This is a genomic window from Nostoc sphaeroides (assembly GCF_003443655.1).
GTDB lineage: Bacteria > Cyanobacteriota > Cyanobacteriia > Cyanobacteriales > Nostocaceae > Nostoc > Nostoc sphaeroides.
Genome location: NZ_CP031941.1, coordinates 276,426 through 293,152, shown reverse-complemented (window position 1 = coordinate 293,152; position 16,727 = coordinate 276,426). Strand labels below are relative to the sequence as shown.

The following is a 16,727-nucleotide window of genomic DNA, read 5'->3' as shown; positions in this document are numbered from 1 at the left end:
GACTTTTGACTTTTGACTTCCGCCTTGCGGTGCTAGCACTACCTGCTAAAATAGAGCGTTGTTTTGGGGTGGAATCACCAGTTTACTGCACACCTAGTATTCCCTTAGAAGCGTTAGCCAAACTTATCAGCCCACGTTTCTTGGTCAGAGCGATCGAGGAGATAGATTTAAGAATAAATGTTATTACCGATATTGATTCTGCAACTTAATGTTAAGAAATGTTTATATAATCTAGTTGACTTAGACAACCAAAAAGGTTGGAGCAGATGGGTGGGGAAAGTTCTTGACGCGATTATTGCCCAATTTTGCTATCTACCCCTTATTGCAACTACCTCTGTAAAAATCAACTATTTACCAAATTGGCTGCAACAAAATTTAAATCAAGCATACACAGACAAGTATACCTATGTATTTGCCAGTCACACCCAAAAAAGCCAACAGCATTTCCAGGAGATGACTCCAGCAGAAAGGCAAGGATTATTAAGACACCTTAAATCAGATTACAGCGTAATTCTTATCAACTATTTTACCACAGATAAAACACTCAAAGAAAAAATCGATAAATTTATTAATAGTATATTTTATGCAAATATTCCTGTGCCCCAAATCATTGAAATTCACATGGAGGTAATTGAAGAATTTTCTAACCAGCTAAAATTAGAAGGAAGGAGCAACGAAGCATTACTTGATTATCGTTTAACGTTGATAGATATCCTAGCTCACCTATGCGAACTCTACAGAAGTTCGATTTCTAGATAAATTAAAATTATTTATGTTGTTAGCCACCGACAATGGGCAAACAAATATTGTATTTATATTATCATGACTAGCTTGTATGTATATGGATAAAGCCAGAAAAACCTACGTTCTCAAACTTTACGTAGCAGGGAATACCCCTAATTCAGTCCGGGCATTAAAAACACTCAAAAATATTTTAGAGCAGGAGTTTAAAGGGGTTTATGCTTTAAAGGTGATCGATGTACTGAAAAGCCCGCAACTGGCAGAAGAAGATAAAATATTGGCAACACCAACATTATCTAAAATTTTGCCTCCACCCGTTCGCAAAATTATTGGGGATCTTTCAGATAGGGAGAGAGTATTGATTGGGTTAGATTTGCTTTATGAAGAACTGAGTGAAGGAGATTTTGAAGAGGAAAATAATTAATCAGCCAAAGTTTGAACTGTGTAGGGGAGCCATGTTTACAAATAGCCTCGAAAAAATAGAGTCTAAAATTTAGTCATAAAAAACAGTTTTTAATACCCTTTTGTTATCAAGCAATGAGTGAAACAGAGCAAGTAAAACCAACAAATACACCGAAAATTGGAGGTGTAGAAAAAATTCGCACGATGATCGAAGGGTTTGACGATATTAGTCATGGTGGTTTACCAATTGGTAGAACTACGTTAATCAGTGGCACTTCCGGTACAGGCAAAACTTTATTCTCTCTTCAGTTTCTCTATAACGGCATCACCTATTTTGACGAAGCAGGAGTATTTGTTACTTTTGAAGAATCACCCAGTGATATTATTAAAAACGCTCATGTTTTTGGGTGGAACCTGCCACGCCTAATTGAAGAAGGCAAGTTGTTTATTCTCGATGCATCTCCCGATCCTGAAGGACAGGATATAGTTGGGAATTTTGACCTGTCTGCACTAATTGAGCGATTGCAATATGCGATTCGCAAATACAAAGCTAAACGAGTTTCAATCGACTCAATAACAGCAGTATTTCAACAGTATGAAGCAATGGGAGTAGTCCGGCGCGAGATTTTCCGCCTAGTAGCCCGTCTCAAACTACTCAATGTCACCACTATTATTACAACTGAACGTAGCGAAGAATATGGCCCCGTTGCCTCTTTTGGAGTGGAAGAATTTGTTTCCGATAATGTAGTAATTGTTCGCAACGTTTTAGAAGGAGAACGCCGCCGTCGCACAACTGAAATTCTCAAATTGCGCGGTACAACTCACATGAAAGGCGAGTATCCCTTCACGATTACTAATGAAGGGGTTAACATCTTCCCTCTGGGAGCAATGCGCTTGACTCAACGATCTTCTAATGTCAGGGTATCTTCTGGTGTCCAAACTTTAGATGAAATGTGCGGTGGTGGTTTCTTTAAAGATTCGATTATTTTGGCCACAGGAGCCACAGGGACTGGTAAAACCCTTTTAGTGAGTAAGTTTATTCAAGATGGCTGTCTCAATGGAGAACAGGCAATATTATTTGCTTACGAAGAATCACGCGCCCAACTATCTCGTAATGCTTCCTCTTGGGGAATTGATTTTGAAGAATTAGAAGATCAAGGTTTACTTAAAATAATTTGTACCTATCCCGAATCAACTGGTTTAGAAGACCACTTACAAATTATAAAATCAGAAATTGCTGTCTTCAAACCAGCCCGAATTGCCATTGACTCCCTATCAGCATTAGCTAGAGGAGTGAGCAATAATGCATTTAGGCAGTTTGTAATTGGTGTGACGGGTTATGCTAAACAAGAAGAAATTACTGGTTTCTTTACCAACACAACTGACCAATTCCTGGGAGCGCATTCCATTACTGATTCTCATATCTCCACGATTACCGATACAATTCTCATGTTACAGTACGTAGAAATTCGTGGAGAAATGTCGCGGGCAATTAACGTATTTAAAATGCGCGGGTCTTGGCATGATAAGGGCATTCGTGAGTATAATATTACTGCTGACGGGCCCGATATCAAAGATTCATTCCGAAACTACGAACGGATTATTAGCGGTGCACCTACTCGCGTTAGTATCGATGAAAAGGCGGAACTTTCTCGCATTGTTAGACGTTTTGAAGACAAACAGAGTTCCGAACCCTAAATTTAGTATCGTAGTATATTCTTTCCTAAATTTAGTATCGTGCTATATTCTGTGGTGAAGAAAGGTTTTCTGCCGCTAGATTGATTTTCGTGTGAGGGATGCGGTGAAAGGACAGCAATTATTCCATAGCTTATTGCCTGGTGTGACAGCAGCGGTCTTAACAACTCAGCCAACTTGGGCTGGTACTGTAAAACTAACTGGGGTACAGATGACCTCTTCTCCTAGTGTTTTGACTTCTACTTATGGTCAAAACTTAGTTGGGGGCATTGTGAATACGCAACTGCATAACGGTGCAAATGTTAGTGTTCCAACCCTAGTACCTGCTTTCGGTTTCACTAAACTTAGTATGAAGCCTTTAAGTAATAACAGTATTCCAGTGTTTACGGCTGAAAATACTGTTGTGCCAATAAAACAAGTACTTAAGAAAGATGAAGGTAGATTTTTAAGTTTGACACCTACCTCTAATGCTTCCCAACAGCTAGATGTCAGCCGTTCTGCTCAAAATAACCAAAAAAACAGTAATTCAAGGGCTTATGGGCAGGAATCAAAGAGCATAGTAGTTCCCAACTACACTTCAAAACCCTCTTCTGTCCAAAAAGAAATTTTGTCCCTGTCTTCTTTCCAGCAGCCAGTGATTCAAAAGATAAATACTGTTACTGAGTCGCAGATATTTTTACAAACTTCAGCTACAGGTGTAGAATCGGCAAAACTGTTGTCAGCCCAAAGATGTCCACAGGAGTTAGGGAAAAGCAAAACTGATTCCTCAGCTGCTTTGCGACTGATTTCAAGTACCTGCTCACAACAAAATGCTGCTGGTCGCATTGCTCAGAGTAATACCCCGATTCCGACAGAATCGACGCCAACTCCTACTGTGCCAGAAACCGGAACTCCTGCACCAGAGGGTTCAGCGCAACCTTCCACAGTGCCGGAAACCGTAATTCCGACGCCAGGGGGTTCAGTCCAACCTTCCACAGTACCGAGAACCATAACTCCTGCGCCGTCCGGGCCGGTGCAAATTCCACAAAACCTGATTCCTAGCTCAAATCCCCTGCAATTTCCCACCAAACCGGAGGAAGTGAGACTTCAAGGAAATCAGCCGATTACTTTGGCACAGGCTTTAGAGCTAGCACGGCGGAATAATCGGGATTTACAGGTGTCTCTATTAGAGCTAGAACGCAATCGAGCGGTTCTACGCGAAGCGCAAGCTGCTTTATTGCCCACTCTGGGAATTAGCACGGATATTACTCGTAGTCAGTCTGCTGGTAGTCAGCTGACGGACGAAATAAACAGCCAAAATCCGTTCGCCGGTCAGCAAGATAGACCGAGTACATCTTTTTCCGGTCAAGCACAACTTTCATATAACCTTTATAGTTCTGGGAGAGTGCAAGCTAGCATCAGAGCAGCTGAAGAACAGGTACGTTTTAATGAGTTTGCTGTAGAAACTCAGTCTGAAACAATCCGTCTGAATGTTGCCACTGACTACTACAATCTGCAACAAGCGGATGAACAAGTACGTATTGCCCAGTCGGCTGTGCAGAACTCTGAGGCTAGTTTGCGTGATGCAGAAGCATTAGAGCGAGCTGGGGTTGGTACGCGGTTTGATGTGTTGCGATCGCAGGTGAATTTAGCAAATGCCCAACAAAATTTGACTAATGCTAGATCCCAGCAAGAAATTTCCCGTCGTCAATTAGCAACTCGGATAAGTTTGCCGCAGGCGATAAATATCAGTGCAGCCGACCCTGTACAATTAGCTGGTCTTTGGAACCCAACACTAGAACAAAGTATTGTGTTGGCTTATCAAAATCGTCCAGAATTGCAACAGCAGTTGGCACAACGTAATATCAGCGAGCAACAGCGTAAGCAGGCGCTTGCAGAGTTGGGGCCTCAAGTTAGTTTGGTCGCCAGGTACAACCTGCTAGATCAGTTCAATGATAATGTCAGTGTTACTGATGGTTATTCATTTGGAGTTCAGGCAAGCCTAAATTTGTTTGATGGAGGAGCAGCAAGAGCAAGGGCAGATCAGTCTAGAGCTAATATTGCGATCGCAGAAACTCAATTTGCCGAACAGCGCAACCAAATTCGCTTTCAGGTAGAACAAGCCTATTCTACCCAGCAATCTAGATTAGAGAATGTTCAAACCGCTAATACCGCTTTAGAACAAGCTAGAGAAGCTCTACGTTTAGCGCGTTTGCGATTCCAAGCTGGTGTAGGCACTCAAACTGATGTTATTAACTCTGAAAACGACCTCACACAAGCTGAAGGTAATCGAGTTACAGCAATTTTGGATTACAACCGTGCTTTAGCTCAGTTACAACGGTCTGTTACCCTCAGGGCATTACGCTAGTACTGCAAGGCGGAAGTTAAAAGTCACCCATGCTTTAATTTTGGGCTTTCTGGCTGTAATGAAATGGTAAGTTTATTTCCGCCGACCTGTACTTTCAATTAAAAATTCTAAAAGCCTCATTTTTCAATAATTACATTGAAGAATGGGGCTTTTTGGTAAAAAAACCTATTTTTAACAGGAATTTTGTGAAATGATGTAGCATAACTGAGTGTCCGTAGTTTACCTCCGTAGGCATCGCTCGCCTTTTCAAAGACTCATGACTAAAGTAACATCTCAAGAAATTGCACAGTTTCGCTCTCAATTGGCAGATGATCCTAGCGATATGGAAGCGCTGGATTTGATTGAAGACTGTGATGGAGATTTAGAAGATGCGGCGATGACGCTAGCTATTCGGGCGGGACAGCAACCAGAAAGAGCAAATTCCGAGTGGTTAGATGCCTTGGCTAGAAAATGGCGTGTGGTCATTTGCGAACAAGAATATCGGGAAGATTTGCTTAATACTTCACCTCAAAAGATGATGGAACATCTAAAAGCAATGCCGACGTTTCCTAAAATTTTGGCAACACCAGTTTTGATTTATGTCCTCAAGCAAGGCGTGAACAATTTTTGTGAGCCACTAGATTCGCTAAAGTGAGGGGATGTACATTTAACTTGTACTATAGCGTTTCCCGGCCTAGTGACGTACACTCGTAGGGGCACGGCACTGCTGTGCCCCTACACCTTGCGATATAATTTTGTACCTCATTTGAATGGGAACCGCTATAACTTGTGCGATCGCGGTTTGCAGTTGAGTTCAATACAGACCTAACCCCCAGCCCCTTCCCTGCAAGGGAAGGGGAGTAAGACTCCTAACTCTTGTACAGACGCGATTAATCGCGTCTCTCTTGTAGAGACGCGATTAATCGCGTCTCTACTCCCAATGCAAGATGATTTGACAAGGACTGATACGCTGTTAATTAAGGCAAAACTTCTATTAGACAAATTGTACAATCAATGAATTACCTTGTTGCTGTATTACCAGACCGCATTCAAGCCGAAGCTGCTTACTTAGCTTTAGAAGAACAAGGCATAAATAGCACTATCCTTGGGAAAGGATATAAAACAGCTGACGAGTTTGGCTTAATTGACCCCAAAGACCAAGCCAAAAAGCAAGCACAACTGATGGCAACCTGGCTGATACCATTTGGATTTTTTGCAGGTTTTACATTCAGCCTGATCACTGGTTTAGATACTTTTGCCTGGGCGGGTGAAATTGGCAATCACATCGTTGGCGGACTGCTGGGGGCTGCTAGTGGTGCTATGGGTGGTGTGCTTGTCGGTGGCGGAGTCGGTTTACTCGTAGGAAGTGGTGATGCTTTACCTTATCGCAACCGCTTAGATGCGGGTAAATACTTAGTTGCCGTTCAAGGTTCCGAAACTCTCACTCGGCAAGCAACCCGAATATTACGTCAGTTTGATCCAGAAAATATCCAAGGTTATGCTGACACAAATACTGTGTATTGAATGAATCATAGTTTACACATCACAACACAGCGACTTGAGTTACTTCCATGTTCTTTGGAGGTGGCGCAAGCCGTTGTGACAAGAAATAAACCCCAAGTAGAGAGCCTTTTGGGGGTACGGGTTCCTGATGATTGGTATGGATCTGAGGTGCTAGATATTTTCCCAATGTATGCTCAGATGCTAATAGATGATCCTTCCCAGTTGGGTTGGGGTGTCTGGCTAATGATTCACATTGCCGATTCTACTTTAATTGGCGATTTAGGTTTTATTGGCAAACCCGATCAGACAGGAACTGTAGAAATGGGTTATGAAGTGCTATCAGCTTATCGCCAGCAGGGATTTGCTTTTGAAGCAGTAGAAGCACTGGTCGATTTTGCTTTTACTCAGCCAGAACTCAAAAGAATTATCGCTCATTCTCCAGACGATCATGTTGCCTCGATTCGCATTTTGGAAAAACTGGGAATGCAACAAATTGCTAAGGATGAAAACCTGCTGGAATGGGAATTAAAGTTAGAATCAAGATACTTATAGCAGATTAATTCTCAATTCATAACTCATAATTTTTAAGAATGTTGCCACGAGAAGAACTTTTAAAAGGCGTTGAAAATCGAGATAGTGTAGCTCGTGTAATCGACCAAGCGGAGCAAGCCATCAAAACTTGGGAAGTGGTTTTGACTGATTTTCTGTCTCCCCCAGAATTGGCAGAAATTCAACGGGTGTTTAACCGATTAACAGAAGTGCAATTAGTTGCGTGGGGCGGATATCCGCAAGCTGAACGCCAAAGAATAGCGATCGCTCGTTCAGAACTTCCCTTAGATCAATCTCAAGTCAGCCTTGTAGCTGTAGAAATTGCTGGTAATTTCCTGTTTGATACCGCCTCTCACCGCGACTTTTTAGGCGCAATGTTGGGGACGGGAATTGTTCGTGAAAAGACGGGAGATGTTATTGTCTTGGGAGAACGAGGGGCGCAGGCGATTGTTGCACCAGAGTTGGTGGAATTTTTGGAATTGAGCCTGAAACAGGTGCGATCGGTTCCTGTGAAAACTCAGCGAATTGAGGTAAGTGAATTAAGGGTTAGGGAACCAAAGAAAAAAGAATTAACTACTGTGGAGGCTTCTTTAAGATTAGATGCGATCGCATCTGCTGGTTTTGGCATGTCCCGCAGCAAAATGGTTGATTTCATTGATGCTGGTGATGTCCGCGTCAATTGGAAGGAAGTTACTCAAGCTAGTTCTCAAGTCAAATCAGGCGACTTAATCGCCATTCGCTCTAAAGGACGTTTAGAAGTTGGGGAAATCGCCGTTACAAAAAAAGACCGTTACCGAGTTCAATTAACAAGGTATATCTAATAAGTGAGGAGTTAGGAGTTAGGAGTTAGGAGTTAGGAGTGAAAAGTTAGGAGTTAGGAGTTAGGAGTTAGGAGTTAGGAGTTAGGAGTTAGGAGTGAAAAGTTAGGAGTTAGGAGTTAGGAGTTAGGAGTTAGGAGTGAAAAGTTAGGATTTTTAAATTCCCCCCTTTCTTTAACTCCAAACCCCCAACTCCCAACTTTTGTACAGACGCGATTAATCGCGTCTCTCCTAACGCGATTAATCGCGTCTCTCCTAACTTTTAAACATATACTTAGGATTTGAAGTGTTTTGCTAACATATTCAACAGAAGTTTGCGCGGTACAAGTCGAGATAATTTGCTTCTAATTTGAGTGCTAGTATCAGAACTAATAACAGTTGGATAGCCTTTTTCCAAAGCGTCTAAACACTCCCAAACAACTTTTTGGGAAGAATACACTTTATCTGTAGTACTTGCCAGCGCTGGAGGAAAATTAGCTTCTGCAAAAAAGTTTGTTTCTATTGGCCCTGGACAAGTTACTAAAATACGGACGCCATATTGATTATTTTCTGCCCATAGTGCTTCACTAAAGCTGAGAATAAAAGCTTTACTGGCAGCATAAACAGAAAGGTATGGTATCGGTTGAAATGCGGTAATAGAGGATACGTTAATAATACTTCCAGAACGACGTTGCCGCATCAAGGGGAGAAATTTATGGGTTAAATCTACCAATGCCAAAATGTTTAATTGTACAATTTTGACTTGTCTTTCTCCATCCCCTTCGGCAAAGTCGCCATAGTAACCAAAACCAGCATTATTGATTAATAAGTCAATGGTTAATCCCCTTTCTTTAGTGACATCAAATACAGCAGATGCTGAATTAGGTTCTGTGAGGTCTTTGACTATAACCTCTACTTGAATTTTGTGTTGTTCTTCTAGTTGTTTAGCTAATTGGCTTAGTTTCTCTTCCGAACGAGCAACGAGTACAAGATTTGTCTTGCGTGCAGCTAGTTCCTCGGCAAAAGCTTTACCAATACCACTAGAAGCACCAGTAATTAAAGCAGTAGGCATTATACATATTCAGATAGTTTTTAACCAGCATTAAAATCTTAGCTATGCTGGCTATAAGTTTTAACTACCCAAAGTGATATACTCAAAAGGTGAAAAGTAGTATTTAGTACTAAAAAGAGGGTCGTAACCAAACTCATAATTTTTATCATGGCGATTCAAATTCAAAATGAAATTGTTAATTACCATTTTTCAGACCAATAGATAATTTCTGAGGCGGAACTATTAATAGCGACGCCGTAGCTATTTCCATGATTCCACTTGAAACTAGGTCTACCTTTATCCTCTGTATTTAATACCAATATTTCATAACTAGGTGGAAAAGATTCTGTATGAGAGTCACTGGTGTAGAAAAAAGTTGTCGGCACACCATTAGGTTGATTTATGTGGTCGTTTGTGCTACCACCCCTATATTTGTGCTTTGCACTACTTCTATATTGTGAAAGTAATTTTTCTATCTTGTTTGGCGGCTGTTTCAGTCTAATTTGAAAAAAACTACTTCCTTGCGAAAATTCGGGAGAGTAAGCAATGCGAACATCTTTGCCATCAGTGGGAATCTCATTAGGAAAATGTTTTACTTGGTCATTATCAGACCATAGTTGATTACGAATTTCTTTGTAACGTGATGTATCAGTTATTATTTTAGGTTCCCTAGTACTGCTAAAAGTTCTTCTCAGAAAAAAGCTTCCCCCGACAATACTAAAACTAGCAAGGGCTAATAGAAACTGCGATCGCTTCATTAAGTTGGGTGCGTCTAACTTTCATAGTCATATACCCAACTAATAAACTAAATTAGTACTATTGCGGATATCCCATCAGAGATATTAACAGAAACTTTGTGTATCTAAAGGAAATTCGGGATATTTGTAAAATTACTGTAAAGTTGGTCAATGATTACCTAGTCAAATACCGTAGGTTATCCTCGTTGATATCAGTACTAACTTTGTAGCTAACGAAATCAATTCTACAGCCATCTATTTTTTTCAATTCTTCCTGATGCAGCAAGAACTAAGACGGATATATAAATAGTAGATGCACCTTAATTAAATCACAGCCCTCAGCTTTTAGTTGGGGGCTTTTTTTGTTATTGACATTTTCTGATTTGAAATTAAAATATTTTTTTATAACGTTAAATCTTCCCGGATATGGCAACCAATAAAGCGGATTAATAAATGGTAGATGCACCCTAATAATTCATAGCCCTCAGCTTTTAGTTGAAGGCTTTTTTATTGTTTATGTTTTTTTAATTTAATAATAAAATAAATTTGCTCAGAGGTTAAATCTTCCCGGATATGGCAATTAATAAAGCGGAGTAATAAATAGTAGATGCACCCTAATAAATTACAGCCTTCAGCCTAAAGCTGGGGGCTTTTATTATTTAAATATAGATGGCAGCAAACCGGGAGCTAACCATACTGCGTAACCAATAAATCCAAAGAACAAGGTAATTAGGACAGTAATACCGTAGCTGATGCAAATTAATAAACCGTCAGATTCAATGGTGGCAACAGTCAAAAGTAAAATACCTACAGTGGGGATGGGATTTGTCAAGGGAATTGGTAATATTAGTAATATTGTTAACAAAGAGATACAAAACCCATTAATTCGCCAAATCAAAGGATTATGGGCTATTTTTGCCAATCGGGGACGGGCGATTTTCTGTAACACTTTGGTAAGACGTCCCAAATTTTGCAAAAGTAACTGGGCAAAGGGACGAGGAAATTTGTAGTTAGCAATTCTTTTTGGCAGCCAAGGCTCACGCCTCCCTAAAACCATTTGGGCTGACAACAGTAAACAAGCAGCACCAAAAGGGCCAGTTAATCCCGGTGGCATAGGAAATAAAAAAGGCAAAATTAATAATGTAATTACCAGGCAGAACCCCCGTTCTGAGGTTTCTGCCAAAATATCACCTAGAGTTAGCGGTTGTTGAGCTAGGCGTTGCAACAGGGACTTTATATCTTGAGAAAATCTCAGATGCATTTGGTGCGAGTTCCCACATTTTTAGCAGAGGAAGATAAGAGAGAATAATACTCCTAACTCCTAATTTCTGGGGGTACTAAAACAGCTATAGCTTTAGGTATAACCCGAAAATGAGCAGGAGTGTAGGTAGTGATTTCACCATCTGTATTGATAGGGCGCGGTTTGCGAGTATGCACCTCTATTTCTTGACCTTGAAGAGAGCGTACACTCTCCCAATGTATATGTCGCCCTTGTCGCATTGCAGGGAGTAATAGTATAATCTGCCACCAGTGTTTAATCTCCAAGCTATAGAGGTCTAACCTTTGGTCATCTATTGCCGCATCGTCAGCCACTGCCATACCACCGCCGTAATAGCGGCCGTTACCCACAGCAATTTGCACTGTTTTCACGCGAACTGATTCACCATTGATTAAAATCTCCGCAGTAAAAGGTCTAGCTTCCCAAATCACTTGCAATGCAGTGGCGGCATAAGCAAATATTCCCCAACGGCGTTTGGCTTCTTTGGTAAGTCGCTGGGTAATTTTTACACTCAATCCCAGACTGGCAACGTTAAAAAAGTGCTTGCCGTTCACGCAACCCAAGTCGATGCGGTGTAAATTTCTATATGAAATAATTTTGCAAGCTTCGCTGAGGGAATTCGGGATTTTCAAAGTTCTCGCTAGGTCGTTGGCAGTTCCTAAAGGCAAAATTCCCAAGGGTAACTGAGTATCAACTAAAGCATCTACTGCGGCATTAAGAGTCCCATCTCCCCCACCAATGATTACCAAGTCAACTTGATGCTGATAGCGAAGTATAACTTCAGCAAGATGTTTAGGGTCTTCTGTAGACTCCTCAATTAAATCAAAGCCAAGTGTCTTCAGATATTCAATCGCTTCCGATAGACCCTTTTGCCCCTGGCGGGCATGACGATTTACTAACAGCAGTGCGCGAGAACTCATGGGTAGTACCTTTTGTAGTTGATATGTCCAATTATCCGCATCCATATATTCTGCTTCAAGTTGACTATCAAAAAGTGTTTAATTTGTTATGACAGTTATCAAAAAATCATTTCGTCAATAGTTATTATGTTGTGCTTACGAATTTTTAATTTCTATTTTATCTCTATTAGCCGTCGGTGTGTTGATAGTCAGTAAATATGCTTTTTACTTACTAAATGACTGGATTTACGTATTTTGTTTCTAAAATAGATATTTATGCTATTATAGCCAGGAAATAATGCCTAACAATACAATAAAATATTTTTTATTAGTATAGATAAGATACATATTTTTAGATAAATTTTGTATAACTACTATTAACAAGTTCCGTGGGTTTAAGTTACTTGAGCTTCTGATAAGCTGCAAGTATGTCATTCTGGTTCTAAATTCCCATTAAAAAACTTAATTACTAATTACGAGCTACGAATTATTTTAATGGCTGAAATCGCTAGTGCATATTTAGTATTTTATGTCCAAAAGCAAGATTTATATTATTTAACTAAAGAAAATTGATGTATAGTTCCAACTCGAAATCTTTGCTTGAAGAGGCATTCCGAATAGAGGCTGATTTTTATTTTTTAAAAGAATAAAAGCCAGATCAAATATGTAGCTGAAGTGGTAAGATTTTCTGGAATAGGCTTTTCTGCATTTGTAGCTTTATACAGATAGTAAATAGTTGAAAGGCATAAAATTATGGAAAAACTTAGTTCAGTTGTTCTGGCAGTATTTTTGTTTATCAGTACATTGTTTTTTGGAACTCCGAATGCAAACGCTCAAACTACCTTTCCCCTTATTTATGGAGGAACTTACTTAGTTCAAAATGGCTATAACAACTGGGAAGGAGGCTATTTAGATACTAATGGTATAGACTGTGAAGGAAACTTACTTTGTGTATCCACAGCTGGTAGCTCCGACAGAGCGAACGTACAGACTAGGACGTGGAAAATAGTTTCCGCAACTGGCAAGCAAAATGGTACTGCTGTTCTAGTCAATGATGAGATATACTCGCAGAATTTATATCCATATCGTATTAAACCAATTAAAACGGATTCTATAGCGTTCTCAAAAGCCATAGCCCAGGCCCAAGCTACATTGGATAACTTTGCTGCTGCTAATTCAAGCACTACTAGTGACTCCTGTAAAAAGGATGTAGCTAAGGCCCAATCTTTTTTAGAGGATGCTCTTACTTCTATAAGTGGCAAACAAGCAATTCTTGATTCGCTACTCAATGCAGAAAAAACCATTGATAAACTGTCTCTGTCTATTCTTTGTGTTCCTGAAATAGGGGACCCTCGTCCTCTCCGCACTAGAACTCTTGCTCAATTACTAGCCGCAAAAAAATCCGTGGGCAATGCGACTGCTATTGCTAAGAGCATTGCAGAATAAAAATAAGAGAATGTTTTCAAATCATAAAACAGCAATTCCCTTATGAGAATGTTTTAGATCCCCCTAAATCCCCCGATAAATTGGGGGACTTTGATTCCGGTTTTCCCCTTTTTGAAGGGGAGCCAGCGCAGGGACAGGGGTCTCCCCAAGTGGAGCCAATACGGTTCGGTTAACGTTTTCATATTTTGAAGATCCCCCCAACCCTCCTTAAAAAGGGGGGCTTCCAAGCCTCTTTTACCCCCTTAAAAAGCAGGTCGCCGTAGGCGGGGGGATCTTAACCGAACCGTATTGCAAGTGGAGCGACTGGCGTGGGTTAGGGGGGATCAATAAGTGCTTGAAATCACAGCTAACCACTTTTCAAACAACCTCTTAGGCTTCATCTATTATTTTCACCTCTAACGTATTGATAACCATTATCATAATGAGAATTGCAAGTATTCTTTGTTTATGCCTAATATCCACTGCATTCAGCCAAGCTTTACCAGCGAGAGCAGAAATTATACCCGATAACACACTCGGTGCAGAAACTTCTCAACTCAATCAAAATAAAATTGAGGGTGGTGCAGTACGAGGAAGCAATTTGTTTCATAGTTTCAGTGAGTTTAATATTCCAAATGGGGGACGAGTGGATTTTATCAACCCTACTGGAATAGAAAATATATTCACACGGGTAACAGGTGGAAATGCGTCAAATATAGAAGGGACATTGGGAGTATTGGGTACAGCAAATTTGTTTTTAATTAATCCCAATGGAATTGTATTTGGGAAAAATGCGCGGTTAGATGTAAAGGGGAGTTTTGTCGGGACAACAGCCAATGGAGTGCAATTTGGCAATCAGGGTATTTTCAGTGCTACAAACCCCCAAGCACCGCCATTGTTAACGGTAAATCCTTCAGCATTGTGGTTTAATCAGCTTAACCAAAATGCAGAGATTAAAAATAACTCAGTAGTACCATCAGGAAAAGATCCTACAGATTTCGATGCATTTGGTTTAAAAGTAGGAGATGGTAAAAGTTTGCTACTAGTGGGCGGTAATGTCAGCATGGAAGGGGGAGGATTAAATGCTTATGGTGGACGAGTTGAGTTAGGAGGATTGGCGGAACCTGGAAATGTCAATCTTCTTTTGAATGGAGATAATCTCAGCTTGAAATTTCCTCTTAATGTGACTCGTGGTTCGGTATCGCTTACCAATCAAGCGCGTGTGTATGTAGAAGCAGCTGGTGGCGGTGATATTGCGATTAATGCCCATAACATAAATATTTTGGGAGGAAGTCTGCTTTCGGCTGGTATTGCTGATTCATCTGAAACCGTTGCGGGGGATATTACCCTTAATGCTACAGAGGACATCAAAGTTGCTAGCTTCGATAGTAATATTAGTAGGATTCGCAATCGTGTGAATAAGGGTTTAAAAGGCAATGGAGGTAACATTTTTATCAATGCTCGTGACTTCTCATTAGATGACGCTAGAGTTGCTGCTTTCACTTCTGGACAGGGGAATGTAGGGAATGTGACAGTGCGGGCACTTGATGCTGTTAACCTTTCAAATAGTGACATCCTCAGCTCAGTGGAACCAGGAGGCAAAGGTAAAGCAGGCAATATCGACATCAATGCTGCAACACTGTCACTACGAGATGGCGCTCAATTATTAACCATTATTCGTAAAGCACCTGATAACCAATCTACCCAAGCAGCAGGACAGGGGGATGCCGGGAATATCAATATTAAAGTTACTGACGCTGTTGATATTACTGGAAAGAAAATGAATTTTCTCAGTGGCATTCAGACTACTGTGGGAAAGGGGACTGTTGGCAATGGTGGTAATATTACCATCGATTCTGGCTCATTCTCCTTACGAGACGGCGCTCAACTTGCTGCCTCAACTTCTGGACAGGGGAATGCAGGGAATGTGACAGTGCGTGCAAAAAATGCTGTTGACCTTGCAGGTTATCCAACTGCCATCTTCAGCAGCGTGGAACGAGGAGGTGTAGGTCAAGGAGGTAATATCGACATCAATGCTGCAACACTGTCACTACGAGATGGCGCTCAACTAGTAACCATTATTCGTGAAGCACTTGATAACCAATCTACCCAAGCAGCAGGACGGGGAAATGCAGGCAATGTCAATGTTTTGGTAACAGGTGCTGTTCATATTACTGGGGTGAAAAACGTTGATATTCCTGGGGTCAAACAGGATTCTCCCAGTGGGATTAACAGCAGTGTGCTAAAGGGGACAGAAGGTAATGGTGGTAAGATTTTTATTGACTCTGGTGACTTCTATTTAAGTGATGGCGCTCTAATTGAAACTTCAAGTTCTGGACAGGGAAAAGCAGGCAATATCGAAATCAACTCACCCAAAATTACCCTAGACAACCAAGCTAAACTCAACGCTGAATCTGCATCTGGTAACGGTGGTAACATAAACTTTGTCAATAACGACTTACTCTTACTCCGTCATGGCGCTCAAATCTCCACCAACGCAGGCACAGCCGAAAAAAGTGGCGATGGCGGTAACATCAATATCAACTCCAAATTTATTGTCGCCATCCCCGAAGAAAACAGCGACATCAGTGCTAACGCATACACTGGCACAGGTGGAAACATCCAAATCAAATCCCAAGGTATCTTTGGTATTGAGTCCCGTCCAGAATCAACCGACAAAAGCGATATCACTGCAAGTTCTAAATTCGGCGTTAACGGTGTAATCAATATTAATGTACCTGATACTAGCTCTATTCAAAACAGCTTTACCCAATTCTCACCAAACGTCCTCGATACTAATGCACTGATTGCTAATAGTTGCATTTCACGCGGCATCAAGGGACAAGAAAACTCTTTTAGAATTACAGGTTCTGGTGCTTTGACCACTAATCGTCCTGGTGTTGCGGTTTCTACCTACACGACAGGTGAGGTTAGAGGTGTCGAACCAACATCGCGCCCCTGGAAAAAAGGCGACCCAATAATTGAGCCACAGGGAGTATTTCGATTACCCAATGGGCAATTAATTTTGAGTCGAGGTTGTTAAATAGCAAGATTGCAGATATCAGAACTAGAATTATGCAGTTTTCTGCATCATATACATAGTCATGCGATCGCAGTTATATTTTTGATCAAGTATTTGAACTTCTTTGTTTTGGCATCGGTACAGCTTGGAACAATCGCGGTATCAATGCTGATAGGCAAACTCTTGCTAGTTTGGGGTTAGTTTGCATTGGCAATCTTACAAGGGCTTGGTATTGCCTCCGTACTAAAGTGTAGCATTGATGGAGACAAGCGATCGCGGTAGTTCACTGCAAGATAATGGC

At 40.9% G+C, this 16,727-nt stretch carries 15 protein-coding genes; 11 read left to right on the top strand and 4 right to left on the bottom strand.

Annotated elements, in window-relative coordinates:
- The first annotated feature begins 5 nt into the window (after positions 1-5).
- The 9 genes from D1367_RS30005 to D1367_RS01405 all read left to right on the top strand — a co-directional run bounded on the left by D1367_RS30005 (position 6) and on the right by D1367_RS01405 (position 8,037).
- Positions 6-209 (top strand): hypothetical protein, encoded by a 204-nt coding sequence (locus D1367_RS30005; protein ID WP_147337319.1) that lies wholly within the window; start codon positions 6-8, stop codon positions 207-209.
- Entirely contained in the window at positions 178-759 is a 582-nt protein-coding gene (locus D1367_RS01440) for a KaiA family protein (protein WP_118162034.1), read from the top strand. The genes D1367_RS30005 and D1367_RS01440 overlap by 32 nt, the downstream gene beginning before the upstream one ends.
- Before the next feature lie 82 nt (positions 760-841).
- The gene (gene kaiB / locus D1367_RS01435) at positions 842-1,165 is read left to right on the top strand and encodes a circadian clock protein KaiB (RefSeq protein ID WP_109012544.1); all 324 of its coding nucleotides are present in this window, start codon (positions 842-844) and stop codon (positions 1,163-1,165) included.
- 113 nt (positions 1,166-1,278) lie between these two features.
- Positions 1,279-2,841: a circadian clock protein KaiC gene (kaiC, locus tag D1367_RS01430; protein WP_118162030.1), complete on the top strand. Its 1,563-nt coding sequence runs from the start codon at positions 1,279-1,281 to the stop codon at positions 2,839-2,841.
- Between the two features lie 103 nt (positions 2,842-2,944).
- Complete coding sequence (locus D1367_RS01425; protein WP_118171016.1) at positions 2,945-5,185, top strand: TolC family protein; 2,241 nt, start codon at positions 2,945-2,947, stop codon at positions 5,183-5,185.
- Between the two features lie 256 nt (positions 5,186-5,441).
- Entirely contained in the window at positions 5,442-5,819 is a 378-nt protein-coding gene (locus tag D1367_RS01420; protein ID WP_012409408.1) for a hypothetical protein, read from the top strand.
- Positions 5,820-6,178: 359 nt separating this feature from the next.
- Positions 6,179-6,688 (top strand): hypothetical protein, encoded by a 510-nt coding sequence (locus D1367_RS01415; RefSeq protein ID WP_118162028.1) that lies wholly within the window; start codon positions 6,179-6,181, stop codon positions 6,686-6,688.
- The gene (locus D1367_RS01410) at positions 6,689-7,219 is read left to right on the top strand and encodes a GNAT family N-acetyltransferase (protein WP_118162024.1); all 531 of its coding nucleotides are present in this window, start codon (positions 6,689-6,691) and stop codon (positions 7,217-7,219) included.
- Between the two features lie 38 nt (positions 7,220-7,257).
- Entirely contained in the window at positions 7,258-8,037 is a 780-nt protein-coding gene (locus D1367_RS01405; RefSeq protein ID WP_118162022.1) for a photosystem II electron transport protein, Sll1252 family, read from the top strand.
- 271 nt (positions 8,038-8,308) lie between these two features.
- Here D1367_RS01405 and D1367_RS01400 read toward each other — a convergent pair whose 3' ends face one another.
- The 4 genes from D1367_RS01400 to D1367_RS01385 form a co-directional block, all read right to left on the bottom strand.
- On the bottom strand, positions 8,309-9,085 hold the full coding sequence (locus tag D1367_RS01400; RefSeq protein ID WP_118162020.1) for an SDR family NAD(P)-dependent oxidoreductase: 777 nt from the start codon (positions 9,083-9,085) through the stop codon (positions 8,309-8,311).
- Positions 9,086-9,264: 179 nt separating this feature from the next.
- Positions 9,265-9,822, bottom strand: coding sequence for a hypothetical protein (locus D1367_RS01395; RefSeq protein ID WP_118162017.1), 558 nt, complete (start codon positions 9,820-9,822; stop codon positions 9,265-9,267).
- A 634-nt stretch (positions 9,823-10,456) separates the two neighbouring features.
- Positions 10,457-11,062 (bottom strand): exopolysaccharide biosynthesis protein, encoded by a 606-nt coding sequence (locus D1367_RS01390; protein ID WP_118162014.1) that lies wholly within the window; start codon positions 11,060-11,062, stop codon positions 10,457-10,459.
- Between the two features lie 53 nt (positions 11,063-11,115).
- A complete protein-coding gene (locus D1367_RS01385) occupies positions 11,116-12,000 on the bottom strand; it encodes a lipid kinase (protein ID WP_118171013.1) in 885 nt (294 codons plus the stop codon).
- Positions 12,001-12,732: 732 nt separating this feature from the next.
- On the opposite strand from D1367_RS01385, the gene D1367_RS01380 reads away from it, so the two are divergent.
- Positions 12,733-13,425 carry a hypothetical protein gene (locus tag D1367_RS01380; RefSeq protein WP_118162012.1) on the top strand — a complete coding sequence of 231 codons (693 nt, stop codon included), beginning with the start codon at positions 12,733-12,735 and terminating at the stop codon, positions 13,423-13,425.
- 421 nt (positions 13,426-13,846) lie between these two features.
- On the top strand, positions 13,847-16,447 hold the full coding sequence (locus D1367_RS01375; RefSeq protein ID WP_118162010.1) for a two-partner secretion domain-containing protein: 2,601 nt from the start codon (positions 13,847-13,849) through the stop codon (positions 16,445-16,447).
- Positions 16,448-16,727: the final 280 nt, after the last annotated feature.